This is a genomic window from Ensifer sp. M14 (assembly GCF_003355565.1).
Lineage (GTDB): Bacteria > Pseudomonadota > Alphaproteobacteria > Rhizobiales > Rhizobiaceae > Ensifer.
In genome coordinates this window covers 13,234-36,074 of sequence record NZ_QJNR01000017.1, presented here as the reverse complement: position 1 = coordinate 36,074, position 22,841 = coordinate 13,234, and the positions used below count along the sequence as shown (strand labels likewise).

Sequence of the window (22,841 nt, the reverse complement as noted above, 5' to 3'; positions counted from 1 at the left end):
AGGATCCCATGGAAGAGCGCGTCAGATTTGCCCTCGAAAAGCTCCTGAACATCGCCCATGCCGATACCGGCCAGGCGCGTCGGGTCGCGAACTTCCTGCTCGCCTGGTGGAACGCCGACGCACTCGGCGGCTTCGACATCCCGGACCTGTTCGCTGTTGACCGCGACGTCTCTGAAGACATGGTGACAGTCTTCACCTATCTCGCGCGCGAGGAGGACGCCTTCTATCCGACGGAATACCGTGGCGAGATGGAAAGCATCATCCACCGCTGGCGGCCACAAACAGATGGCTGATCGCGGTAAGGGAAGGGTGATGTCGCCGGTCCGGGATGACGTGCTGCGGCGCGCTGAGCAGCTAGACGCCCTCGACGCCATCCTGCCCTTCGATCGCCGCGACCAGCTCGCCGCGCTTCTGACCGACGACGACGTCGATACCCTCAAGCACCTCGCCAACGAAGGCATGGGCGCCAATACGCTGCGGGCGCTTGCCTCCGACCTCGGCTACCTCGAGGCCTGGTGCCAGCTTGCAACCGATGGCACCCTCCCCTGGCCGGCGCCCGAAAGCCTGCTGCTCAAATTCGTCGCTCATCACCTTTGGAACCCGGCCAAGCGCGCCGAGGATCCGAGCCATGGCATGCCGACTGGGGTGGAAAATGGCTTGCGTTCCCGACGCCTCCTGCGCACCGACGGACCACACGCCTCCGAGACTGTTCGACGTCGGCTGACGAGCTGGTCGATCCTCACCCGTTGGCGGGGCTTACAAGGTTGCTTCGACGGCCCTTCGCTCAAATCCGCGTTGCGGCTTGCGGTGCGCGCGAGCGCGCGACCACGACAGCGCAAAAGCAAGAAGGCCGTCACGGCCGACATTCTGGCCAAGCTGCTGCAGGCTTGCGGTGGCGAGCGCCTGGTCGATCTGCGCGACCGGTCCCTGCTTCTGGCCGCTTTCGCGTCTGGCGGGCGACGGCGATCCGAAGTCGCAGCATTGCGGGTCGAGGATCTCGTCGACGAAGATCCCGTTCGTGCCGATCCGAACGACATGGCCTCCCCTCCCCTTCCCTGCCTTTCGATCCGCCTCGGCCGCACGAAGACGACGACGAGTGACGACGACGAACATGTGATCCTGATCGGGCGGCCGGTGTTGGCGCTGAAACAATGGCTGGAGGTAGCCGGTATCACCGAGGGGCCGGTGTTCCGACGCATCGATCAGTGGGGGAATGTCGATCGGCGGGCGATGACACCGCAGTCGGTCAATCTAATCCTAAAAACCCGCTGCAAACAGGCTGGGCTCGATCCGACGTTGTTCTCGGCGCATGGCTTGCGGTCGGGCTACCTGACCGAGGCAGCCAATCGCGGCATCCCTTTACCCGAAGCGATGCAGCAGTCGTTGCATAAGTCGGTGACGCAGGCGGCGCGCTACTACAACGATGCGGAGCGAAAACTGGGGCGAGCGGCGCGGTTGGTCACCTAGTGACCCGCGCCACCCGTGCACGAAGCACGAAGGGTGGTTCATTCGTCCGTGTCGATCGAGGAGAACAACTCGTCGATATCGCGGTGTCCTTCGATGATATTGACCACCTCAAACCGTTCATCGACGTAGCGAAAGAAGATGACATATCCCTTGAACGCCGAGCTGCGGATATCGGCACGCAGTTCCGGCCGTGATCGGCCGACGGTGCCCGGCAGCCCGGCAGCCCGGCGAGTGTCCGGCATTTTTGCCGCAATTCTCCGACAAAGCGACGACCTGCAACCAAGCTGCCGCTCTGTCGCGTGATGTATTCGAGAATATCGACCAGATCAGTGAGCGCCGACGGCAGCATGCGAAGCTGCGGCCGCTTAATAGCCTTCCTTAGACAATTGAGCGGCCTTGGCTTCCAGTGCAGCGTCAATATCTGCATCCGATGCTTCACCGCCGTCGGCGATCGATTTGTTTAGCACGCTGGTCAGAGCCCTCAGCTTCTGTTCCCGTTCCTCAACCAAGCGCAGTCCTTCACGCACAACCTCGCTGGCGGAACCGTAACGGCCGTCCTTCACAATGTTGGACACAAAACTTTCCCAACGGTCACCAATGGATACGTTCATGTAAAAGCCTCCAGTTGACCCTTAGCATGGCAGAATAACAGTCTTTGCGCAATTATTGACATTGGACAGCACATCAAATGCGAAATGCGACCGCTCAGTCCAACTTTCAAGAGGCTTTGGGGTGTTTCGCCTTCAGCGACTGCCGATGCGACTTTCGCGTTGCGCTAGATGCCAAGGAAGGTAGGTAAACTGCATGCCTACCTCAAATGCACAACACCACTCCTTGTTGTCAAAGCCGCACATTCGAGCGACGATACAGGCTTAGCTTCACTCAGCGGGTATTGGTCAAGCGGCGGCGTCACGCAGAGAGATTCCCGCAATCGAAGGCCGAGCAGAATGCGGTTCGTTGTTGGGACTATCGCGTTTTTTGGGGCTGTTCTCCTGCCATTCAATCTCGACCTCGTGAAGTTTCCGATCGTTCAGGCTCTTTCCTCAACTTGTTATCCGCCAGAAAACCCGGCCTCTAATGCCGGCCAACTCGTGTCCCTCGACCTGCGCTCGCCAGAAGCAAAAACCGGCTTCGTTTTGGGCTCCCCTAAGGAGTGGGCGAATGCCCAAGCAGATTCGCTCACCCCTCTTCAAACAGGAAAGGGGCATCTTATCGTCTACGTTCACGGATTCCGAACCAGTATGAGGAACGCCACCTGCGCCGCGAAGGCGGTGGCATTTGATCTGGCCAGGAGAGAGGCTGCGGCGGACAGCGTTAACCCGGATGTGCTTGTGTTCGGCTGGCCCGGTGAAACTGAGGCGCAACATTTCTCGCGCGCGCAGAGCGCCGCATTACAGGCGGCCGGGTATCTTGCGGAACTGTTGTGGCGACTCCGCGACCGCGAGATTGTTCTTATCGGCCACAGCCTAGGGGCCTCAGTCGTCATGGACGCTGTGTCCCAGCTCCCACTGGCGAACGATGCCGACATATCTTTTCGCGCCCTTATCCTAATCCAAGCGGCAATCCCGATCGCGAGCCTTCGCACATGGTCGTACAAGATCACATCTCGCAATCCGGCAGCTGAAATTCACGATAGGATAGCAGGGAGAAAGCCGCCCGATCCCTACGTCGAAGAAGGGACTGGTACTGGATGTTATGTCGTAGCGGCACTGAAAGCACAGGATCTGATCGTCACGTACTCAAAGGACGATATCACGCTAAGCCGCATGTACGCCACGGATGAGATTTTTCTCCCCGGTCGATGCCAAGGCCCACGGCTTTTGCCTGTTGAAGGAAAGCCGGTTCGCAGCCTGCCGCAAACCGTCGCCGTCGGACTGGGCATCGCTAAGGCTCAAAATGTAGGTATTCACCGCCTTCCGATGCCCCCGAGCCCATCAGATTATGCCGACAGGTTTCGAGAGAAGGAGGACTGGGATAAACCATCTCTGCGTCCGCCGGACGATTCGCAAGTGCGATTTGAGCTCACAGAGGCTTACGATTTCAGAATTGCGCATCCCTCCTACCACGAGCTCGACCTGGAGCAGATGCCCGGGTGGCGGTTTCTATTCGACTACCATTCTCCGTTGAACCACCCGACCATGCGCGCTTACGTCCTTGACCAAATCTGGCGCATTCTGGAGGAGCACGAGCCAAGCGATACTCGTCGTGGTCAGTGAGGCAGATGCAGCCCACATCTTTAGAGCGTAGAATCGAGAGCACTCGGCGTTTGTTGGCCAAGTCGCGCAACGAACCGTTGCCCTGCAAAGGTGATGATCTCATGCACAGACATAGAGGCAACATGACAATCGACGAGTGGGCGCCGTCACACGCCAACCGTGCGAGCAGCCCTAGCCGGCGCCGATCGAGTCGACTGTTCAAAAATCGAGAGCGGCGTTGTCGACGACTTCCTTCATGACGAAGAACGTCCTCGTCTGTCGGACACCCGGCAGCGCGATCAGTTGCGTTCCGTGGATGCGGTTGAAGTCGGCCATGTCGCCGACGCGGATCTTTAAGAAGTAATCGAAATCACCGGCGACGAGATGGCAGTCGAGGATGAACTTCAGCTTTTCGACGGCCTTTTCGAAATCGCGAAAACTCTCGGGCGTCGAGCGATCGAGCACCACGCCGACCATGACCAGCGCGCCGCGATCGACCTTCCGCGGCGCCACCAGCGCGCGCACGTTGGTGATGTAGCCCTCCTCGAACAGCCTCTGCGTCCGGCGGTGGCAGGTGGCGGCGCTGACATCGACCATCTGCGCCAGTTCGGCATTGGTCAACCGGCCGTTCTTCTGCAAGAGGCGCAGCATCTTGAGGTCGATACGATCGAGTTCACTTTGCATGGAAGAATCTTCCTTATTTTAAGTAAAAACCGGAAGTAACTTAGTATCAAATGCATGAAACCAGGAGACCTGTAAAATCCTGCCGGCGCATTAGAGAGCACCTTTCACGCCATGAGTGCTAGCTTTTTCCTCACTTTCAAAACGGAAGGAAGGGAACACCATGCTGGAAAAATTCGAACGCTATCCGCTCACCTTCGGCCCCACGCATATCGAGAAACTCGATCGGCTCTCGGGAGATCTGGGCGGCAGGGTCGAGATCTACGCCAAGAGGGACGATTGCAATTCCGGCCTCGCCTATGGCGGGAACAAGCTGCGCAAGCTGGAATACATCATACCCGACGCGCTTCGCTCCGGCGCCGATACGCTGGTGTCCATCGGCGGCGTGCAATCCAACCACACCCGCATGGTCGCCGCCGTTGCCGCCAAGATCGGCTTCAAGTGCCGGCTGGTCCAGGAAAGCTGGGTGCCGCACGAGGACGCCGTCTACGACCGCGTCGGCAACATCATGCTGAGCCGCATCATGGGCGCCGACGTCCAGATGGTCGACGAAGGCTTCGACATCGGCATTCGCCACAGTTGGGAGGCTGCGATCGAGGACGTCGAGGCGCGGGGCGGCAAACCTTACGCCATCCCTGCCGGCGCCTCCGTGCACAAATATGGCGGGCTCGGCTATGTCGGCTTTGCCGAGGAAGTGCGGGCGCAGGAAGAAGAACTCGGCTTCAAGTTCGATTACATCGTCGTCTGCACCGTCACCGGCTCGACCCATGCCGGCATGCTGGTCGGCTTTGCCAAGGACGGCCGCCAGCGGCGGGTGATCGGCATCGACGCCTCCTTCACGCCGGCGCAAACGAAAGCCCAAGTCCTCGACATCGCCCGCAGGACCGCCGCGCTTGTCGAACTCGGCAAAGATCTGGCCGAAGAGGACGTGGTGCTGATCGAGGACTATGCCTATCCGGTTTACGGCGTGCCTTCCGACGAGACCAAGGCGGCGATCCGCCTTTGTGCCCGCCTCGAAGGCATGATCACCGACCCGGTCTATGAGGGCAAATCGATGCAGGGCATGATCGACCTCGTCCGCAAGGGCTACTTCCCCGAGGGATCAAAGGTTCTCTATGCCCATCTCGGCGGTGCTCCGGCGCTCAACGGCTATGGCTACACGTTCCGCAATGGCTGACGTTACCGGCCATTGAACCTCTCGACGAGCCACGGCCGGATGACCGGCCGTGGCAAGCCCACCCTGCCCCCCAGGGCAACGCACCGTGGCCGTCGTTTTCGCCGGTCTCAGGCGAGCGCGAGATCGACTGCCGCAAGTGCGTGAAGCTCGGTGGTATCGAAGACCGGAACCGGGCTGTCGCCTTGAGAGATCAGCAGCATGATCTCGGTGCAGCCCATGATGATCGCCTGGGCGCCGCGGTCTACAAGCCGTTGAATGACCTGCCGATAGGCGTCACGCGACGCATCCTCGACGCGGCCGACCACCAGCTCCTTGTAGATGATGTCGTGCACGGCCTTCCGATCGGCCTCGCCGGGAACGATTACATCCAGCCCGTGTCGCTCCACCAGCCGCCCCTTGTAGAAATCCTGCTCCATGGTGAAGGCTGTGCCCAGGAGGCCGACGCGGCTAAGGCCGAGCGCCTTGATCTTCTCCGCCGTCGGATCGGCGATGTGCAACAGCGGAATGGCGACAGCCGCCGACACCGCATCGGCCATTCGGTGCATCGTGTTGGTGCAGATCACCAGAAAGTCAGCGCCGCCGGCTTCAAGGCGCCGGGCCGCATCGGTCATTTCTCCTGTCAGGGCCGACCAATCGCCAATATGCTGCAGCCGCTCGATCTCGCCGAAATCCATCGACCACATCAGGCTCTTGGCCGAGTGCACGCCACCGAGACGCGCTCGAACTTCCTGATTGACGATACGATAGTATTGGGCAGAGCTTTCCCAGCTCATGCCGCCGATCAATCCCATGACCTTCAACGCGATTCCCCCCGATTGCCAACAGACCTCAAGCTCGGCGTGCCAGAGGTTCTGCCACAACCCGCGATGCGCAAGCAACAGACTAACGGATCTCGTGCCAGACCTCCGCGCCGCAACGGAGACACGGCGGCATCACCTCTCCGGGCAAAAGTTCCAGAACCTCGGCGCATTGCACGCAGGCAAGACGGCGTTTCTCCCGAACAGTGGCGCCCGACCGAAACTCAATCGGCTTGCTGACATCCCAGGGCGGCTCAATCACCAGCCCCGGCCTCGCCGGCGGATCGTCGAACGTGAAGACCGACAGCAACCCGTTGGTTTCGAAATAGGCGGCCCGCACCTGCCCCAGATGCCGCACCTGCCCCAGATGCCGCACCTGCTTCAGGCGGAGCTGCTCGAACAGCTCGTCGTGACCGACGTTCATCTGCTTCAGCGCCTTCCACAGGATGCCACCATCGCGCACCACCTCGACGCTGACGCCTTCGATCACATCCTCAAGCTTGCTGTTGCGAGCGACGATGTAGCTCAAAGACTTGTCCAGCAGCACGACCACGGTGATGACGGCCATGCAATGGATAAGCGGAACGTCGGGATAGAACATGGCATCGCCGACCGCCGAACCGAGCGCGATCACCAGCAGGAACTCCACCAATGACAGTTGGCCGATCGACCGGCTGCCGATCCAGCGGATCAGGAACAGTGTGTAGGCGTAGATGATCACCGTCCTCAGCGCGATTTCGAGCAGGAAAAGCGGCGGCTCGTCTCCGATCAGCATCCGGCCGAGATCAAAAGCCACGACGGGCTCATTCATGGGTCACACTCCTCCAGGACGCGCCGCGAGGTTCGGGCGGCTGCACGTTGCTTATCTGTGGCGATCGGACGGAAAGACGAGAGGAGAACATCGTTTGGACGATCGCAACGAATTCTGCTCCCCGAACTTTTTTTGCCGCGGGGAGTGAACCAAAGCCGATACGAGGCGTTTTCCTCTCAGTACAACCACAACGTCAGGAGATGCGCAGATGGATTGGAATCGTGTTGAAGGCAACTGGAAGCAGTTCAAGGGCAAGGTCAAGGAACAGTGGGGTAAACTCACCGACGATGACCTCGACCAGATTGCCGGCAAGCGGGATCAGCTCGAAGGCAAGATTCAGGAACGCTATGGTATCGAGAAGGACCGTGCTCGCCGCGATATCGACGATTGGTATGGCCGCCAGCACTAAAGGTCAGTAATTTCAAAAACCCCGCTTCGGCGGGGTTTTTCGCGTTTAGGGGCAAGGAGAATGGGAACTTTGTCCTGCCCTGAGAGTTGTTGGCAGGGTCGCCAACGCGGCCATGTCGAAACCTCAGGGAGACATCGATCACGATGGCGAGATCAACGCAAGAGAACAGGCCGGCGGTTCATAGAGATGTCGTCTATGGCTGGAGCGACATCTACGACCTGACCGAGTTCATTCGTGCCTATGATCTGCCGCCGCTGGAAGCGCGGCCGTTGTTTCAGGAACATGGCCCGTCGCGACAGTCCCTCGACGCCGCCATGAAAGCACGCAAAAGTTGCATCTAATGATGCGTTTCGCAGACCAGGAAATCCCTGCAAGGAGAACAAATGCGGCTCTTCCAGTGCGGCGCCTGCGGCCAGACCATCCACTTTGAAAACCGCAGCTGCATGCGCTGCGGATCCACCTTGGGGTTCGACCCCGGCGATATCGCGATGCATGCCCTGCTGCCACTCGACAACGGGCTCTGGCAGATCCACGGCGGCGGATCGCGTACCTTTCGTTTCTGCGACAACGCCGCCATCGATGTCTGCCATTGGCTGGTACCGGCCGATCAGCCCGATCGCTACTGCGTCGCCTGCCGCCACAACACCATCGTGCCAAGGACAAACAGCGTCGGCCTTGAGCGTTGGCGCAGAATAGGCCTGGCACAACGCCATTTGTTCTATTCGCTTCTGCGCTGGCGGTTGCCGCACCCGACCCGAATGCAGGATCCGGACGGCGGGCTGGCGTTCGAGTTCCTTGCCGACACCGTCGATACCTACGGCAACACCGTGCCTGCCCGAACGGGCCACGAGAACGGCCTGATCAGCTTACGCGCGTCGGAAGCGGAGGATGTGGTGCGCGAAAGTGCTCGGGTTTCCATGAACGAACCCTACCGCTCTCTGCTCGGGCATTTTCGCCATGAGATCGGTCACTTTTATTTTGAGCAGCTCATCAAAGGTGACGCAATCCGGGCCGAGGCGCGCACGTTGTTCGGCGACGAAACGCAGGATTATGCCGCGGCACTGGAGCGCCATTACCAGCAGGGACCTCCCGACGACTGGCAGCAGCGGTTCATCAGCCCCTATGCGAGTGCCCATCCCCTGGAGGATTTCGCGGAGTGCTGGGCGCATCTCTTCCACATCGTCGATACGCTGGAGACCGGACGCGCCTTCGGCATGAACCTCGACCCAATCGGCCATGATGCACTTGAAACGCAGATCAACTTTAATCCGTATCGGGCAACGAGCGCAGAAGCGCTTGTCGAGGCATGGGTACCGCTCAGCGTCGCCCTCAACGCGCTCCAGCGGTCGATGGGCCAGCCCGACAGCTATCCCTTCGTCCTGTCCCAGCCCGTTGTCGAAAAGCTGGATTTCATCAACCAACTGATCCTTCATGCAGCCACGCCAAACCGATGAGAGGACACGGATTGACGAAGCTGCGCACGGGAGTGGCGCCCACGCCAACAGTAGGCAAGCGGAACAAAATCGCATCGTGCCGCGTTGCCCTGCGTTAGCAAGCGCTTGCGGAGGGAACCATGAGCGGCGCAGAAGCATTGGCGGGAGCGGTGGGGTCGCAGACAATTGGATCCAAGGCGGTTCTCGATAACCTTCCGATCGCGATCTACACCACGGATGCAGCCGGGGTCGTCACCTATTTCAATCGCGCAGCGGCAGAATTGGCCGGACGCGAGCCACAGCTCAACGCCGACCGCTGGTGCATCTGCTGGCGCCTGCATCGCCCGGATGGTACAGCACTCCCTCTCGATCAATGCCCGATGGCCGAGGCGCTACGCAGCAAACGGGCCATGCATGGCGAGGAGCTGATCGTCGCGCGGCCCGACGGGGCGATGGTACCGGTGCTGCCGTATCCGACGCCGATCTTCGATGCCGAAGGCGAGATGATCGGCGCCGTCAACGTGCTCATCGACATCGGCAAGCGCAAGGCGGCGGAACTGGAACTGCGCTTGAAGACCGACCGCATTCAGGCGCTCGATCGCATCTCCCGACTTCTGGCCAGCGACCTTGATGTCGAGCATATCGTGCAGACAGTCACCGATAGCGCCACCGAACTCAGCGGCGCGAAATTCGGCGCCTTTTTCTACAACGTGGCCGACGAGACCGGAAAGCATTTTCAGCTCTTCACATTGTCTGGCGCACCGCGGGAAGCGTTCGAAAAATTCGGTCTGCCGCGCAAGACGGCAGTGTTCGCCCAGACCTTCAACGGCGAGCGGGTCGTGCGCAGCGACGACATCCGCAAGGATCCGCGTTACGGATTGAGCGAGCCGCATTTCGGCATGCCGAATGGGCATCTGCCGGTCGTCAGCTATCTGGCGGTTCCGGTGATCGCCCGCTCCGGCGCAGTCCTTGGCGGGCTGTTCTTCGGCCATGACGCCCCGGCTGTCTTCACCGATGATTCCGAGGATGTCGTCCTTGCCATCGCCGCCCATGCGGCGATCGCGATCGACAATGCCCGACTGCTGGCCGACAGCCAGCGTCAGGCCGAGAGCCGGCGGATCGCCGAGCTTTCCGCTCGCCATCTCGCATCGATCGTCGAATCCTCTGACGATGCCATCGTCAGCAAGGATCTGAACGGCGTCGTCACAAGCTGGAACAGAGGTGCAGAGGCCCTGTTCGGATACAGCGTGCAGGAGATGGTGGGAACGCCGATCATGCGGCTCATTCCGAAAGGGCATGAGGACGAGGAGATACAGATCCTCGACCGGATCCGCAGAGGCGAACGCGTCGATCATTATGAAACCCGGCGGCAACGAAAAGACGGCACCCTCGTCGACATTTCGCTGACGATATCCCCGATCCTTGATGACGACGGGCGCATTGTCGGCGCTTCGAAGATCGCCCGCGACATCAGTGAGCGCAAGGCCTCCGAAGTGGCACTGGCCGAGCGCATGCGTGAACAGGCCTCGCTCTATCAGTTTACCGAACGGGTACACCGCGCCCGGTCGATCACCGCCGTCTATGAAGCCGCGCTCGACGCCATTCAAACGGCGCTGCGCTGCAGCCGGGCATCGATCCTGCTCGTCGATGCAACCGGCACAATGCGCTTTGTCGCCTCGCTTGGACTTTCGGAGAGCTATCGCCTCGCCGTCGATGGCCATACGCCATGGAGCACGGAGGCGCAGGATCCCAACCCCATCTTTATCGAAGACGTCGAATTGGCCGATATTGAAGACGACCTGCGCAGGGCCGTTCAGACCGAAGGCATCGGGTCACTCGGCTTCATCCCGCTGGTTTCGGCCGGCCGACTGATCGGCAAATTCATGACCTATTACGACACGGCACACCACTTTGCCGGTTCCGAAATCGATCTCGCCTTGACCATCGCCCGGCAGCTGAGCTTCAGCGTGCAGCGCATCCGTTCCGAAGAGGCACGGCGTCGGGCCGAAGATCTGCTGCGGCACAACGAGGCTAAGGAGCGCGCCAGGGCGACGGAGGTGATGGCGCTCATGGAAGCGGTACCGGCACCGATATGGATTGCCAGGACCCCGGATTGCCAGGTCATCAGTGGCAATAGAAGTTCGTTCGAACTGCTCAGGCTGCCGCCGGACAGCAATCCTTCGCTCTCGGCGCCGCTCAGCGAGCGGCCTGCGCACTTCAAGGTCTATTCGCAGGACAAGCTGCTTTCACCGGACGAACTGCCGGTTCAGCGCGCCGCGCGTGGCGAAGAGGTGCGCAGCTTCGAGCAGGAGATCCGTTTCGACGACGGCACATCCCGGCATCTTCTCGGAAATGCCACGCCGCTGATCGATGCCTTGGGCATACCGCAAGGCGCGGTTGCTGCCTTCGTCGATATCACCGAGCGCAAGGAAAGCGAGCAGGCGATGCGCGATGGCGAGCGGCGGCTGCAAATGGCGCTGGAAGCCGGGCGGATGGGCGCGTGGGAATGGAACTTCGAGACCGGCAAAGTGATCTGGTCGCCGGGTCTGGAGGTGCTTCATGGCCTGGAACCGGGCAGCTTCGGCGGCACGCTCGACGACTTCAAGGCGGACATTCACCCCGACGATCTTGCCATGGTCGAACTGGAGATCCAGGCCGCAATCGACAGACGCGAGGATTACCACACATCCTACCGCATCCGCCGCCCCGATGGTTCCATTCGCTGGCTGGAAGCGTTCGGGCGTTTTCTGCAAGGCGCTGGCTCGTCATCGCTCCGCCTCACAGGCGTCTGCATGGACATCACCGAACGCAAGGACGCCGAGGCGCAGCGCAACCTGCTGGTCGCCGAACTCAGCCACCGCGTCAAGAATACGCTTGCGACAGTCACCTCGATCGCACGGCAATCCTTCGCCATGACCCCCGATCGCAAGGACGCCGAACAATCCTTCCACGCGCGCATCCGGGCTCTCGCGCAAACCCATACCCGCTTGGCCGAGACCACCTGGGCCGGCGTTTCACTGGAAACGATCCTTTGCGACGAACTGGCGCCCTACCGGAACGAAAACGCCGGCAACGTCTCCGTCGGCGGCCCGGCGATCAGGCTGTCGCCACGGCACGCGCTGGCGCTCGGCATGGCGGCTCACGAGCTTGCAACCAACGCTGCCAAACACGGCGCGCTTTCCGTCGAAACCGGACATGTGGACGTCAGCTGGAGCCTCGACGCGGCCAACAAGGCGCTTCACATCGATTGGTGTGAAACCGGCGGTCCCCCAGTCGCACCGCCTTCAAGAAATGGTTTTGGCAGACTGCTCTTGGAACGCGTCGTAGGCTCCGACCTCGGCGGCGACGTCGACCTGGATTTCGCAAGAACCGGGCTCAGATACACCATCAACATGCCATACTCAGCAGGTGCCGACCGATGAATGGCGGACAGCGCAGCGTCTTTGTGGTCGAGGATGAGTTTCTGCTTGCGATCCAGATCCAGGACGATCTGTTGGCCGCCGGTTTCTCGGTCATCGGTCCCTTCACCAGTCTGCGCACCTCGATCGCTGCGGCGAAGCGAGAAACCCCTCAGGCCGCGACGCTAGACGTCAACCTCAACGGCGAGTTCGTCTATCCCGTGGCCGATGAACTGCTTGCCCGTGGCGTTCCCGTGCTGTTGCTGACGGGCTACGCCGCCTCCGACCTTCCCGAGCAGTACCGTACCCTTCCCCGCCTTTCCAAACCGTTCAACAGCCGCGACCTCATCCGAACCGTCGAAGGTTTGTTGGCCGGTAAATAAGGCCGGCCCGGATCATGTCGCATGCTTCTTTGCCCGCGCGGCATATTTGAGGAAGCGCAACAGTCGATCCTCGTCGGCACGCAGCAGGCCGCTTTGCCGTGGCTGCGCTTCGAATCGGCGCAGATTGATTTTGGCCTCCTTGTCAGCCAAGGCGATGATGGCAGGATGAACGTAGCTCTTGCGGCAGACGGATGGCGTGTTGTGCAGCACGTCGGCCGCAGCTTCGCACATCCGCTTGACGGAGGGGCGCCGTCCCTCGCCAAGCGCCAGGCGCGCCTCGGCAAAGGCGGCGACGCTTCCCGCCCAGGTGCGAAACGTCTTGGCCGAGATTGGTGCGCCGGCGATTTCGGCCAGATAGCGATTGAGCCGGCCGGAATCGATCGGATGCAATTCACCGTTCGCATCCCTGCTGACGAAAAGCTGGCGTCCGGGCAGGTCAGCAATATCTTCGAGCAACCGCTGCAGCCGCGGGCTGCGCAGCTTGCGAACAACACGTTTGCCGCCCTTGCCCATGAAGCGAAGCTCGATGCCCTCGTCGCGCAGCTTGAGGTGCCGCTTCAGGAGCGTCGTTGCGCCGTAGGTGCCATTTTCCTCTCGATAGGAGACATTGCCGACGCGCAGGCACGCCTGATCAAGCAGGGCCGCGAGCGCGGCCAGGACCGTGCGGGCGTCGTCAGGCGGCCCATCCATGTGGCGACGTAGGGTCCGGCGAAGTCTCGGCAGAACCCTGGCGAAATCGACCAACTGGTCGAACTTCTCGTAGTTGCGCATTTGCTGCCACGCATCGTGATAGCGATACTGCTTGCGCCCGCGCGCGTCGAAGCCAGTGGCCTGCAAGTGGCCGTTCTGCTCGGGACAGATCCAGACCCGCTCATAGGCTGGCGGCAGGCCGAGCGCCGCGATGCGTGCCCTTGCATCCGGGTCCTTGAGGATGGAGCCGTCCGGAAGGCGATAGCTGAAGCGCTTCCCCTTCCGGTAGCGCTTGATGCCCGGATCAGCGTCAGTCACGTAGATAAGTTCGGGCGACGCAGCAGACACGATTCACCTCAAGGTCAGATCCGCCCCATGAGCAGCAGGATCAGGAGAACGACGACCACGACACCCAGTATCCCTGACGGGCCATAGCCCCAATTCATCGAGTGCGGCCAACTCGGAAACGCACCGATCAGCAGCAGAATCAAAACGATAAGCAGCACAGTTCCCAGCATGGCATTCACCTTCCCTTTGTGTTGTTGCGTGCTCAGAAAATGCGGCGCAGGCGCATTGGTTCCGCCACCCGTCCGGCTGCAAACACACAATTTCCGACAGCGGCACAGCGTGCCCACTCCGGGTACCCATCTCCCTGCTTTGCTTCATCAGAGGAATTCCGCTGCGATTGGAACCGAACCCTTCCCTCGCGAATTGTAGCGGGACAGCAACCCCATGGACGAGGAGGAACGGGACCTGAATATGCTGACCCTGAAAGGTGAGCCGCTGACGGACGCTGACAACGACAGTTGGTGGACAGTGCATCGCGGCGAAAGTCCCGTTGTCGCCACGGCGATACACGACGGGCATGGCCTGCGCGCCGATCTCCAGGCTCTGATGGCCCTGGCCGATGACGAGCGGCTGCGGGAAGAGGATCCTTATACGGCCTATATCCTTCAGGATCTGGCAAATCGGGTGATCGTGCACCGCTCACGCTTCGAGGTCGATCTGAACCGAGCGCGCGACGGCGCGGTCTACACCGATCCATCGCAAGCCTGGGGGCTTAACGTCTGGCGGGACGCGCTTCCGCGCGATCGACACGAAGCTTCGCTCGTTCTGCATGACGAATATTACCGCATGCTGCGATCAATGCTGCAGTCGATCGAGCGACGCCATGGCAGCTTCGTCGTCCTTGACGTGCACAGCTACAACCACCGCCGCGACGGCCCCGATTCTGACCCCACCGACCCGGCGGCCGCGCCGGAGATCAACATCGGCACCCATTCGATGGACCGCGGCCGCTGGGCCCATGTGCTCGAAACGCTGCTTGATGCCTTTCGTCGTTTCGAATTTCGAGGCAAGCGGTTCGACGTTCGCGAGAACGTCGCGTTCCAGGGGCGCGGTGAACAAACCCGTTTCATCCACGAGCATTTTCCCCAGACAGGCTGCGCCATCGCCATCGAGTTCAAGAAATTCTTCATGGACGAATGGACCGGCGAGCCGGATTTCGAGGTCCTGGAAGCATTGCGTGCGCTGATCGCGTCAACCGTGCCCGACCTCGTCAAGGCGCTGGATGGGCGCCAATGAAAAGCGCAGCGACGCCGAGGGACCGCGACACGCCGCATCACCGGGAGGCCGACCGCCCGGCACCTGATCATGCGTGGCTCGACGAAGTGATCGCTTGCCTTGCAGCCGGCAAGGCGGTGCGGCGGGAGTTTGCCGAGGGCGGGCGCCTACACATCGATCGACCACTACCGTTTCTCTGTGTGTTTATCGCCGAGGCGAAGCAAGCCGTCGTGGCGCGCGAGATCACCCAGTCCAATGCATCCTATCTCATCGCACCGGACGCTGCGACAGCCGCGATCGTCATCGCAGCGGTGGCGCGCGCCATCGAGGAGCGGCTCGGCGCTTTCTTCGTGCTCGAATATGGCGAACTCAACCACGACGATCCTCCCGCCAAGGACGCGCCCTATCTACCGCCATTCACCATCGAAGTCACCGCCGGCGAAGACCCGGCGGCGCAGGCTGCCGCGAAAGCGTTCCTCGGCGCCGTCGGCACGATCGAAGGCAAGTTTCGCACCGCCCACATGGACCTCCAGGAGCCGCATCCGCAAGAGCAGGCTGACGGCGAGCCGCTGACGACATTTCCTCAGATCAGTGTGCGCTTCGCGCCGATCTATCGCGAACCGGGTACGGAGCGGACCTACCCGGAACTGCGCGAACGGCTGATCGCCAACATCTTCGACGCCGGCCTCAAGGCGCTGGCGGCAGCGACGCAAAGCGCGACCGACACCAAGGTTTCGACGCACCGTGCCTTCGGGCGCAAAACCTTCGTCGAAACCGTGACCCGCACCGACCGGGCCATCGACGAGATTGCCTCAAGCTTCGATTTCCTCCTGGCGGTGACGCCGATCAACGCAGACGCAGCCTGGGCCGAGTTTACGTCGAGCCGACACCAGGTCGGCCCGAGATTGCTCTATCGGCCGCTGACGCTTGAAGTCGAAACAGCGAAGAAGAAGCTGTTTTCCATCAGCTTCGAGCACCTCGAGGACCCGCTGCTCTACGCGCTCTATCGTGAGAAACAGCAGGAGCTCGACCTGCAGCTTTCGATGATTTCCGCCCGCGAGCGTCGCACCTTTGTCGAGTTCGGCCGCGCGCTCTATGGCCCGGTCGAGGCAAAGCTGCTGGATGCGGCGACCGACATCCTGGCGCAGACGCAAAAGCGTGTGAGCAAGCCCGGGCAAAAGCCGGCGATTGACGACGTGGACTGCGGCTACGTTCGCAACCGGGCACAAGTGATGGTTTCGGCCTACAAGCGACAATATGCCGATTTCAATGCTTCCGTGGAGCTGCGTGACGACATTCCCGCCGGGTTGCTCGTCTCAAGAAGCCAGCTCCTGATCGCGCGCAGCACGGCCATGAGCCGGAACCGTGTCGAGGCTCTGCTCAGTCACGAAATCGGCGTGCACCTGCTCACCTACTTCAACGGCTCGGCACAAGGGCTCAGGCTCTTTCGCTCCGGTCTTGCCGGCTATGAAGGGATGCAGGAAGGGCTTGCCGTGTTTGCCGAGTACTTGAGCGGCGGCATGACACTTTCGCGCCTGCGTCTCATCGCGGCGCGCGTGGTTGCCTGCGCCGCGATGCTGAATGGCGCGCTCTTCCCCGAGACCTACCGGCTGCTCGTCGATCAGCACCGGTTTCAGCCTGACGATGCGTTCAACGTCGTGCTGCGGATCTATCGTGGCGGTGGGCTTGCGAAGGACGCGATCTATCTGCGCGGCCTGCTTCAGCTGCTTGCCCATCTGGCCGCGGGCGGCAGCCTCGAACCCTTCTGGATGGGCAAGATCGCCGCCTCGCATTTTGCCGCCATGCAGGAACTGAGCTTGCGTGGCTTGCTGGGTGCGCCGGCGGTGCGCCCGATGTTTCTGGATGACGCCCACGCACGCGGCCGGCTGGACCGGGCACGTGCGGGCATAACCCCGCTCGACATGGTCGCAGAATAGGAGATCTGATGCGCATAGCGTTCTTCGTCAATTCGATTGAGCTGGAAACGGCGTCCTACACGACGACGTCTCTGGCGCTCGCCGCGCTCTCCCGTGGGCACGAGATCTGCTACGTCACGCCGGCGGATTTCATCCTGCGGCCCGACGACAGGCTGATGATCCGGGCGCGTAGCCTCAACGGCACCAAGCCGAAAAAGCCGGAGACCTTCATTTCGGCGCTCAAGGCCGAAGATGCAGTCATGAGCGTGGTCGATATCAGCGAGGTCGATGTGCTGTTCCTGCGCAACGACCCGTCGGAAGATGCCGAGGGCCGCCCCTGGGCCGCCAATGTCGGCGCCAATTTCGGCCGTCTCGCCTCGGAACGCGGCGCGATCGTCGTCAACGATCCCTCCGGTCTTTCGCTGGCGCAGAACAAGCTCTATTTCCAGGACTTTCCCCAGGCGGTGCGGCCGACCACGCTGATCTCGAAGAACATCGAGGAAATCCGCGCCTTCATCGACGACCATCGAGGCGGCGTCATCCTGAAACCGTTGCAGGGCTCGGGCGGCAAGAACGTCTTCAAGATAAAATCCAGCGACGAAGCCAATCTCAACCAGATCTTCGAAGCCGTCAGCGAGGTCGGCTATCTCATCGCCCAGAGTTATCTGCCGGAAGCCACCGCCGGCGACATCCGGCTGTTCCTGATGAACGGCCGCCCGCTGGTGCGCGGCGACGTCTACGCCGCCTTCCGCCGTGTGCCTGCCAAGGGCGAAGTGCGATCCAACATTCACGCGAGCGGCACCGCAGAAGCGGCAACCATTACCCCAGCCATACTGGCGATTGCCGAGAAGCTTCGCCCCAAGCTGATCGATGACGGCATGTTCCTGGTGGGGCTGGACATCGTCGGCGACAAGGTGCTGGAGATCAACGTCTTCACCCCTGGCGGGCTGCCGCATATTCAGGCTCTGCACAAGATCGATTTCGCCGAGGAGATCATGATCGCGCTTGAAAACAAGCTTGCCATTCGCGAGGCCTATGGTGGCGCCCTGTCGAACCGGGCGCTAGCGACCCTCTGAGTGGTCCTTTCGCTTGGCCGGTCGGGCCAGGCGAACACCAGGGCGTCGTAACCCGAGGTTACTCCTGGCGCGATGCCAAAAGCTTGTCGATGCGCATGCCGTCCATATCGATGATCTCGAAGCGCCAGTCCTGAAAATCGAAGGTTTCGCCCACATGCGGAAGATGGCCGAGGATCTGCAGCGCGAAGCCGGCAATGGTGTGGAAATCGCCCTCCGGCCGCTCGCGGATGCCGAGCCGCTCGAAGGCGTCGTGCGCCGACATCAGCCCTTCGATCAGAAGCGAGCCGTCCGAGCGGGTGACGATGTCAGGATCGCTCGCCTCCGTATCCGGCAGGTCGCCGGCAATCGCTTCGAGCAGATCGGTCTGGGTGATGATGCCTTCGAGACTGCCATATTCGTCGACGATGATCGCCAGGCGAACCGGTGCCGTCTTGAAGGTTTCGAGGACACGGAAGACACGTGCCGATTCGTGCAACACCAGCGGCTCGCGCATCGCCTTCATCGGATCGAGCGTCTGGCCGTCGAGCAATTGATCGAGAAGATCCTTCTTCAGCACCATGCCCAAGGGATAGTCGATACCGCCGCGGCCGATCAGCAACTGCTCGTGGTGGCAATCCCGGATGGTGCGCAGGATCTCCTCCCGCGTGTCGTCGGCATCGATCCAGTCGATTTCCATGCGCGGCGTCATGAAATCGGAAATCCGGCGGTCGCCGATGTTGAAGATCCGCTCGACCAGTTCCTGCTGGGCAACATCGAGAAGACCGGCCTCCTGGCTTTCGGCGACGAGCAGCTTCAGTTCGGTGGGCGAATGCATCGACGCCTCGCCGGTGCCCGGCCGCAGCCCGACCAGGCGCAGCACGAGATTGCCGAGGCCGTTGAGCGTGAGGATCGCCGGACGCAACAGAAACAGGAAAAGCCCGAGCGGGCGCACGACTGCAAGGGCCGTGCCCTCGCTGCGCTGGAGCGCCAGGCTCTTCGGTGCCAGTTCTCCGAGCACGATGTGAAGGGCGGTGATGATGATGAAGGAAATCGCGACCGCGATCGCATGCGAGCCGAACGATGCCCAGGCCATCGGCAGCGCATTCAACAGCGGCTCGATCAGGTGCGCCAGGGCTGGCTCCCCCACCCAGCCGAGTGCCAGCGAAGAGATGGTGATGCCGAGCTGGGTGGCGGCCAGGTTGGCGTCGAGGTTGTCGACGGCATGCTGGAGCGCGCCCGCATTCATGCGCCTTTGCGCCACAAGCTCCGTCACCCGGCTACGCCGGACGGACACCAGGGAAAACTCGGCCGCAACGAAAAAGCCGTTGGCGGCAACGAGCAGAAACACGGCCAGTATTCCGAGATAATCGAAAATACTGCCATCCGAACCGGACATGATCTCCCTTCGGGCGCGGGGCGCCTCGTGCCGTTGATAACGCGATCAGCCTAACACGCTCTTGCCGCACACGTCAGACGGGACGCAGGCAATCTTCCTGGCTTCGCCTGCATCCCCGCAACATGGTAAGGCTTAGTTGGCGCCTTCGAGAGCCTTGAGCGCTTCCAGATCCGCATGCGATACGAACTCACATGCAAGCAAGGTCTTGCCGGGAATGGCATCGCTTTCACGCGCAACGATCGACACGACCCCCATTTCCACCGTCGGCTGCTCGGCATCGGGCAGGACCCGGGCATAGCCCTTGGTCGACGTGCCGAGAATGCTGCTTTTCTCCGGCTCCAGCTGGTAGCGGGCCGCCAGTTCGTCGGCACGCGCGCCTTCGATCAGCACGCCGACGGAGCTCCCGGCAAAGACGACCTCATTGGTCTTGAAACCGTCTTGCCCGATGTCGGACGGCAGCTTGTAGACGTAAGCCGTGAGCAAGGATGTGTCGGGTTTCGTCAGCTTCTCGGCGGCGTCATAGAGCTCGGTTGCCGATTGCATCGTGTAGGGCGGCTTGCAAAGGGCGCCATCATAAAAGGCCGGGGCATTTTCGGATGCAAAGGCTGCAGCCGGGCTTAGGAGGGTGACAACGGCGGCGGGCAGAAAAACTCTTGAAAACAATTTCATAACTCCAATTGGTCGGTGCTGGGAGAGCTTCCCGGTGCGACCGTTCTTCGATCGGGAGTTGCAGGCATGGTCCAACGCCGACAAGGATCCACCGGCCATCCTCCAAGATCACAACATTCCTAAGCCTTGCTGCCCTCGTTCCCACGGGTCAAACCGTCGCAGCCCGTGAAGACTCTGCTGTCGATGGTTTCGTTCGCGAGCCATCCGAATTTGCCCACACGGACAAGCGCGAGTCCTTGTCTGCCACCGTTTCGGGTTCGTCGGCCAACGCAATGTTGGCGCCCGCTGGCGCTGGTTGCCATCGGGCAAAATGCGACGTGACATGCGACAAAACGGGACACGTCATATTTTAACTTGATTCTTTTACTCATGTTTGAATACAAGGCCGCTCATTGATTTTATTCAATTCTCGAGGGGCCGGGCATGGGGACTGCAACAACATTCGAACTTCACAACCTTGCGAGCAAGCACCGCCGGGCACTGTTGACCGGCGTCGCCGCCTTGGCACTGGCGCTGCCGGCGCACGCCCAGGCACAGGACAAAACCACCCGCCGCGTACAGCAAGAAACGCCGCTCGAGCGCATCGTCGTGACATCGACGCGCGGAGCGAAGAAGGTCCTCGATGTGCCGCAATCGATCTCGGTCATCACCCGCGAGGAGATTACCGATCACAACGTCCGTGACATCCAAGACCTGGTTCGCCACGAGCCCGGTGTCAGCGTCAACCGCACCACCTCGATCACCAACCCCTGGGGCCAGCTCAACAGCTTCACCATACGCGGCATGGGTGGAAACCGCGTACTTTTGACGGTCGACGGCTCGCGGGTGCAGGAAAGCATCACCGACGGCAGCCGCGACTTCTTCGACATGAGCAACTTCAAATCCGTCGAGATCGTCCGCGGACCGAACTCGGTGCTGTGGGGCGCCGACGCGCTCGGTGGTGCCGTCATGTTCCAGACGCTCGATCCGTCAGATCTTTTGGTCGACCCGACCAAGCCATGGGCCGTCGAGGTCAGGACCGGCTATGACAGCCTCGACAACAGCTGGCGCAAGCAGGTCACCGCCGCTTACGACTTTGGCGATATCGAAATCCTAGGCAGCTACGGCCAGGTATCGTCAAGCGAAGCGGAGCTGAGCAAGGCACGCGCCGATGGCGGCATCTGGGGTTGCACGCGCCTCACCATCGGTTGCGATCGCCTGTTCCCCGCCGACACCGACGTGGACAACGCGCTTGCCAAGGTCGTCTGGACACCGGACGCGCAGCATACGTTCAAGCTGACCGGCGAGCTTTTCGGCCGCGACACGCGAGTGCTGCAACTCTATGACATGTCGGCCTCCACCACCGGGATCCCATCGACGACGGCCTATGTGAACGACCCTTATGTTCGCGACCTGGAGATGAGCCGCAAGCGCATTTCGCTCGAACATGATTGGCAGGTCGGCGCAGTGTGGCTCGACAGCGTCAACTGGAACCTTTCATGGTCCCCGCAGAAGCGCGAGACCGATAGCCGGCAGCGCCGGGTCTACTCCAACCGCATCCAACTGCATGACCAGTATCGCAATTACAGCGAAGACTTCTTTGAAGCGGACATCCAGATGAAGTCATCCTTCGATCTGGGGTCCACGCACCACACGTTGACCTACGGCTTTGACGGTGACCGCACCAAGGGTGACTACGCCGGCATCAATACGACTTACAATTCGCTGACGGGCACGACGACCACGGCGATCAACCAGGGCTTCAGCTTCCCACGCGTCGACACCGAGCGCGCCGACTTCTACCTTGAGGACAGCATCGCGTTTCTAGACGGCCAGCTGACCGTCAATCCCGGTGTTCGTCTTGCGCACTACTCGATCGATCCGACGGGTGACGCCAGCTATCCGGGCCTGCCGGGTTTCCGCCCGCAAAAGCAGGAGAACACCGAGCTCCTCAAGCGGGTTGGCGCCATCTACAAATTCGATGACACCTATTCGGCCTATGCCTCCTATGGCGAGGGCTTCAAGATGCCGACCTCGGCGCAGCTCTTCCAATCCAGCGTCGACCTGTTCACGGGCAGTTCGCTCGTGCCTAATCCGGACCTGAAGCCGGAATCAGTCGACAGCTATGAAATCGGCTTCCGTGGCGAGTTGGATCGCGGCTATTTCACCGTCGCAACTTTTTATGCCGACTACACGAACTTCATTCGCGGCTTTCAACCCATCACCGTCACGGGTCCTGGCGGCGTCCCGGTCGTAGGTTACACGTCCAACAACGTCGAAGACGTGGCGTTGTGGGGGATCGAGTTCGGCGGCGAATACGAAGTTCTCGACGACACGACAGCATCGGCGAACATCACCTGGACCAAGGGGCGTCAGCGCACATCTGCCGGGGCCGCAACCACGGCCTTCGATGGGGCAACGCCGCTCACAGCCGTCCTCGGCCTCAAACATGAACTGCCGGATTACGGCCTTCAGTTCGAAGTCTTCGGCACGTTCGCGGCGGGACGCACGCAGAACAGCGATCCTGCAGACTACCTCGTTCCAGGCTACGCCGTCTTCGATGCCTATGCGAAGTGGACGCCAAGGGAAAACGTCGAGTTGACCGCAGGTATCGAGAACATCTTCGATCGCCGCTACTTCCCCAACACGCTCACCGGCTATGATCGCGTCGCCGCATCCGTCGCCACAGCCAACGTCAATCCGCTCGAGCTGCAGACCGCTCCGGGCCGGGTGTTCAAGATCGGCGCCACGGTGCGCTTCTGATCGAAGAGCAAGGCATGCGCGGCAACCGCCGCGCATGCCTCCCTTTCCAACGCAGGAGC

Annotated in this window: 22 protein-coding genes; 13 read left to right on the top strand and 9 right to left on the bottom strand. The window is 61.2% G+C overall.

Annotation, left to right across the window (positions count from 1 at the left end; genetic code table 11):
- The first annotated feature begins 8 nt into the window (after positions 1-8).
- The gene (locus tag BLJAPNOD_RS32345) at positions 9-293 is read left to right on the top strand and encodes a hypothetical protein (protein ID WP_077498146.1); all 285 of its coding nucleotides are present in this window, start codon (positions 9-11) and stop codon (positions 291-293) included.
- Positions 294-312: 19 nt separating this feature from the next.
- Positions 313-1,467 (top strand): site-specific integrase, encoded by a 1,155-nt coding sequence (locus BLJAPNOD_RS32340; protein ID WP_115422837.1) that lies wholly within the window; start codon positions 313-315, stop codon positions 1,465-1,467.
- 38 nt (positions 1,468-1,505) lie between these two features.
- Here the strand turns inward: BLJAPNOD_RS32340 and BLJAPNOD_RS32335 are convergent, their stop codons facing one another.
- Both BLJAPNOD_RS32335 and BLJAPNOD_RS32330 read right to left on the bottom strand, forming a co-directional pair.
- Positions 1,506-1,709 (bottom strand): hypothetical protein, encoded by a 204-nt coding sequence (locus BLJAPNOD_RS32335; protein ID WP_244611187.1) that lies wholly within the window; start codon positions 1,707-1,709, stop codon positions 1,506-1,508.
- 123 nt (positions 1,710-1,832) lie between these two features.
- Positions 1,833-2,078, bottom strand: a complete 246-nt coding sequence (locus BLJAPNOD_RS32330) for a type II toxin-antitoxin system ParD family antitoxin (protein ID WP_115422836.1) — start codon at positions 2,076-2,078, stop codon at positions 1,833-1,835.
- A gap of 336 nt (positions 2,079-2,414) precedes the next feature.
- Here BLJAPNOD_RS32330 and BLJAPNOD_RS32325 point away from each other — a divergent pair, with 336 nt between their 5' ends.
- Complete coding sequence (locus BLJAPNOD_RS32325) at positions 2,415-3,683, top strand: alpha/beta hydrolase (protein ID WP_115422835.1); 1,269 nt, start codon at positions 2,415-2,417, stop codon at positions 3,681-3,683.
- A gap of 198 nt (positions 3,684-3,881) precedes the next feature.
- Here BLJAPNOD_RS32325 and BLJAPNOD_RS32320 read toward each other — a convergent pair whose 3' ends face one another.
- Entirely contained in the window at positions 3,882-4,346 is a 465-nt protein-coding gene (locus BLJAPNOD_RS32320) for an Lrp/AsnC ligand binding domain-containing protein (RefSeq protein ID WP_115422834.1), read from the bottom strand.
- A 160-nt stretch (positions 4,347-4,506) separates the two neighbouring features.
- Here BLJAPNOD_RS32320 and BLJAPNOD_RS32315 point away from each other — a divergent pair, with 160 nt between their 5' ends.
- Positions 4,507-5,520 (top strand): 1-aminocyclopropane-1-carboxylate deaminase, encoded by a 1,014-nt coding sequence (locus BLJAPNOD_RS32315; protein WP_115422833.1) that lies wholly within the window; start codon positions 4,507-4,509, stop codon positions 5,518-5,520.
- A gap of 107 nt (positions 5,521-5,627) precedes the next feature.
- Here the strand turns inward: BLJAPNOD_RS32315 and BLJAPNOD_RS32310 are convergent, their stop codons facing one another.
- Together BLJAPNOD_RS32310 and BLJAPNOD_RS32305 are read right to left on the bottom strand one after the other, a co-directional pair.
- Positions 5,628-6,320 carry an aspartate/glutamate racemase family protein gene (locus BLJAPNOD_RS32310; protein ID WP_199566085.1) on the bottom strand — a complete coding sequence of 231 codons (693 nt, stop codon included), beginning with the start codon at positions 6,318-6,320 and terminating at the stop codon, positions 5,628-5,630.
- An 82-nt stretch (positions 6,321-6,402) separates the two neighbouring features.
- Positions 6,403-7,128 (bottom strand): YetF domain-containing protein, encoded by a 726-nt coding sequence (locus BLJAPNOD_RS32305; protein ID WP_115422831.1) that lies wholly within the window; start codon positions 7,126-7,128, stop codon positions 6,403-6,405.
- 208 nt (positions 7,129-7,336) lie between these two features.
- Here BLJAPNOD_RS32305 and BLJAPNOD_RS32300 point away from each other — a divergent pair, with 208 nt between their 5' ends.
- The 5 genes from BLJAPNOD_RS32300 (at position 7,337) to BLJAPNOD_RS32275 (ending at position 12,751) form a co-directional block, all read left to right on the top strand.
- The gene (locus BLJAPNOD_RS32300) at positions 7,337-7,537 is read left to right on the top strand and encodes a CsbD family protein (protein ID WP_077498137.1); all 201 of its coding nucleotides are present in this window, start codon (positions 7,337-7,339) and stop codon (positions 7,535-7,537) included.
- Between the two features lie 143 nt (positions 7,538-7,680).
- The gene (locus BLJAPNOD_RS32295) at positions 7,681-7,878 is read left to right on the top strand and encodes a hypothetical protein (RefSeq protein ID WP_115422830.1); all 198 of its coding nucleotides are present in this window, start codon (positions 7,681-7,683) and stop codon (positions 7,876-7,878) included.
- 42 nt (positions 7,879-7,920) lie between these two features.
- Complete coding sequence (locus BLJAPNOD_RS32290; protein WP_115422829.1) at positions 7,921-8,991, top strand: putative zinc-binding metallopeptidase; 1,071 nt, start codon at positions 7,921-7,923, stop codon at positions 8,989-8,991.
- Between the two features lie 119 nt (positions 8,992-9,110).
- Positions 9,111-12,392 (top strand): PAS domain S-box protein, encoded by a 3,282-nt coding sequence (locus tag BLJAPNOD_RS32280; protein ID WP_244611186.1) that lies wholly within the window; start codon positions 9,111-9,113, stop codon positions 12,390-12,392.
- Positions 12,389-12,751 carry a response regulator gene (locus tag BLJAPNOD_RS32275; RefSeq protein WP_115422828.1) on the top strand — a complete coding sequence of 121 codons (363 nt, stop codon included), beginning with the start codon at positions 12,389-12,391 and terminating at the stop codon, positions 12,749-12,751. Before BLJAPNOD_RS32280 ends, BLJAPNOD_RS32275 begins: the two co-directional genes overlap by 4 nt.
- A 12-nt stretch (positions 12,752-12,763) precedes the next feature.
- On the opposite strand, the gene BLJAPNOD_RS32270 is transcribed toward BLJAPNOD_RS32275, so the two are convergent.
- Complete coding sequence (locus tag BLJAPNOD_RS32270) at positions 12,764-13,789, bottom strand: DNA topoisomerase IB (protein WP_244611185.1); 1,026 nt, start codon at positions 13,787-13,789, stop codon at positions 12,764-12,766.
- 14 nt (positions 13,790-13,803) lie between these two features.
- A complete protein-coding gene (locus BLJAPNOD_RS32265; protein WP_077498131.1) occupies positions 13,804-13,959 on the bottom strand; it encodes a DUF3309 family protein in 156 nt (51 codons plus the stop codon).
- A 241-nt stretch (positions 13,960-14,200) separates the two neighbouring features.
- Between BLJAPNOD_RS32265 and BLJAPNOD_RS32260 the strand changes: the two genes are divergently transcribed.
- The 3 genes from BLJAPNOD_RS32260 to BLJAPNOD_RS32250 are packed head-to-tail and all read left to right on the top strand — an operon-like array spanning position 14,201 to position 17,996.
- Positions 14,201-15,025 (top strand): N-formylglutamate amidohydrolase, encoded by an 825-nt coding sequence (locus BLJAPNOD_RS32260; protein WP_244611189.1) that lies wholly within the window; start codon positions 14,201-14,203, stop codon positions 15,023-15,025.
- Positions 15,022-16,941: a flavohemoglobin expression-modulating QEGLA motif protein gene (locus BLJAPNOD_RS32255; RefSeq protein WP_077498129.1), complete on the top strand. Its 1,920-nt coding sequence runs from the start codon at positions 15,022-15,024 to the stop codon at positions 16,939-16,941. Before BLJAPNOD_RS32260 ends, BLJAPNOD_RS32255 begins: the two co-directional genes overlap by 4 nt.
- An 8-nt stretch (positions 16,942-16,949) precedes the next feature.
- Complete coding sequence (locus BLJAPNOD_RS32250; RefSeq protein ID WP_077498128.1) at positions 16,950-17,996, top strand: glutathione synthase; 1,047 nt, start codon at positions 16,950-16,952, stop codon at positions 17,994-17,996.
- Positions 17,997-18,054: 58 nt separating this feature from the next.
- On the opposite strand, the gene BLJAPNOD_RS32245 is transcribed toward BLJAPNOD_RS32250, so the two are convergent.
- Both BLJAPNOD_RS32245 and BLJAPNOD_RS32240 read right to left on the bottom strand, forming a co-directional pair.
- Entirely contained in the window at positions 18,055-19,371 is a 1,317-nt protein-coding gene (locus BLJAPNOD_RS32245; RefSeq protein ID WP_077498127.1) for a hemolysin family protein, read from the bottom strand.
- Positions 19,372-19,503: 132 nt separating this feature from the next.
- Complete coding sequence (locus BLJAPNOD_RS32240; protein ID WP_199566084.1) at positions 19,504-20,034, bottom strand: hypothetical protein; 531 nt, start codon at positions 20,032-20,034, stop codon at positions 19,504-19,506.
- A gap of 429 nt (positions 20,035-20,463) precedes the next feature.
- Between BLJAPNOD_RS32240 and BLJAPNOD_RS32235 the strand changes: the two genes are divergently transcribed.
- Positions 20,464-22,782 carry a TonB-dependent hemoglobin/transferrin/lactoferrin family receptor gene (locus tag BLJAPNOD_RS32235; protein ID WP_115422825.1) on the top strand — a complete coding sequence of 773 codons (2,319 nt, stop codon included), beginning with the start codon at positions 20,464-20,466 and terminating at the stop codon, positions 22,780-22,782.
- The last annotated feature ends 59 nt before the right edge of the window (positions 22,783-22,841 follow it).

Excerpts from the sequence above, each read along its gene's own strand:
- BLJAPNOD_RS32305 (WP_115422831.1), bottom strand. The coding sequence starts at position 7,128 with ATGAATGAGCCCGTCGTGGCTTTTGATCTCGGCCGGATGCTGATCGGA.
- BLJAPNOD_RS32265 (WP_077498131.1), bottom strand. The coding sequence starts at position 13,959 with ATGCTGGGAACTGTGCTGCTTATCGTTTTGATTCTGCTGCTGATCGGT.
- BLJAPNOD_RS32320 (WP_115422834.1), bottom strand. The coding sequence starts at position 4,346 with ATGCAAAGTGAACTCGATCGTATCGACCTCAAGATGCTGCGCCTCTTG.
- BLJAPNOD_RS32300 (WP_077498137.1), top strand. The coding sequence starts at position 7,337 with ATGGATTGGAATCGTGTTGAAGGCAACTGGAAGCAGTTCAAGGGCAAG.
- BLJAPNOD_RS32275 (WP_115422828.1), top strand. The coding sequence starts at position 12,389 with ATGAATGGCGGACAGCGCAGCGTCTTTGTGGTCGAGGATGAGTTTCTG.
- BLJAPNOD_RS32335 (WP_244611187.1), bottom strand. The coding sequence starts at position 1,709 with ATGCCGGACACTCGCCGGGCTGCCGGGCTGCCGGGCACCGTCGGCCGA.
- BLJAPNOD_RS32330 (WP_115422836.1), bottom strand. The coding sequence starts at position 2,078 with ATGAACGTATCCATTGGTGACCGTTGGGAAAGTTTTGTGTCCAACATT.
- BLJAPNOD_RS32280 (WP_244611186.1), top strand. The coding sequence starts at position 9,111 with ATGAGCGGCGCAGAAGCATTGGCGGGAGCGGTGGGGTCGCAGACAATT.
- BLJAPNOD_RS32260 (WP_244611189.1), top strand. The coding sequence starts at position 14,201 with ATGCTGACCCTGAAAGGTGAGCCGCTGACGGACGCTGACAACGACAGT.
- BLJAPNOD_RS32255 (WP_077498129.1), top strand. The coding sequence starts at position 15,022 with ATGAAAAGCGCAGCGACGCCGAGGGACCGCGACACGCCGCATCACCGG.
- BLJAPNOD_RS32340 (WP_115422837.1), top strand. The coding sequence starts at position 313 with ATGTCGCCGGTCCGGGATGACGTGCTGCGGCGCGCTGAGCAGCTAGAC.
- BLJAPNOD_RS32345 (WP_077498146.1), top strand. The coding sequence starts at position 9 with ATGGAAGAGCGCGTCAGATTTGCCCTCGAAAAGCTCCTGAACATCGCC.
- BLJAPNOD_RS32250 (WP_077498128.1), top strand. The coding sequence starts at position 16,950 with ATGCGCATAGCGTTCTTCGTCAATTCGATTGAGCTGGAAACGGCGTCC.
- BLJAPNOD_RS32245 (WP_077498127.1), bottom strand. The coding sequence starts at position 19,371 with ATGTCCGGTTCGGATGGCAGTATTTTCGATTATCTCGGAATACTGGCC.
- BLJAPNOD_RS32295 (WP_115422830.1), top strand. The coding sequence starts at position 7,681 with ATGGCGAGATCAACGCAAGAGAACAGGCCGGCGGTTCATAGAGATGTC.
- BLJAPNOD_RS32315 (WP_115422833.1), top strand. The coding sequence starts at position 4,507 with ATGCTGGAAAAATTCGAACGCTATCCGCTCACCTTCGGCCCCACGCAT.
- BLJAPNOD_RS32235 (WP_115422825.1), top strand. The coding sequence starts at position 20,464 with ATGGGGACTGCAACAACATTCGAACTTCACAACCTTGCGAGCAAGCAC.
- BLJAPNOD_RS32325 (WP_115422835.1), top strand. The coding sequence starts at position 2,415 with ATGCGGTTCGTTGTTGGGACTATCGCGTTTTTTGGGGCTGTTCTCCTG.
- BLJAPNOD_RS32290 (WP_115422829.1), top strand. The coding sequence starts at position 7,921 with ATGCGGCTCTTCCAGTGCGGCGCCTGCGGCCAGACCATCCACTTTGAA.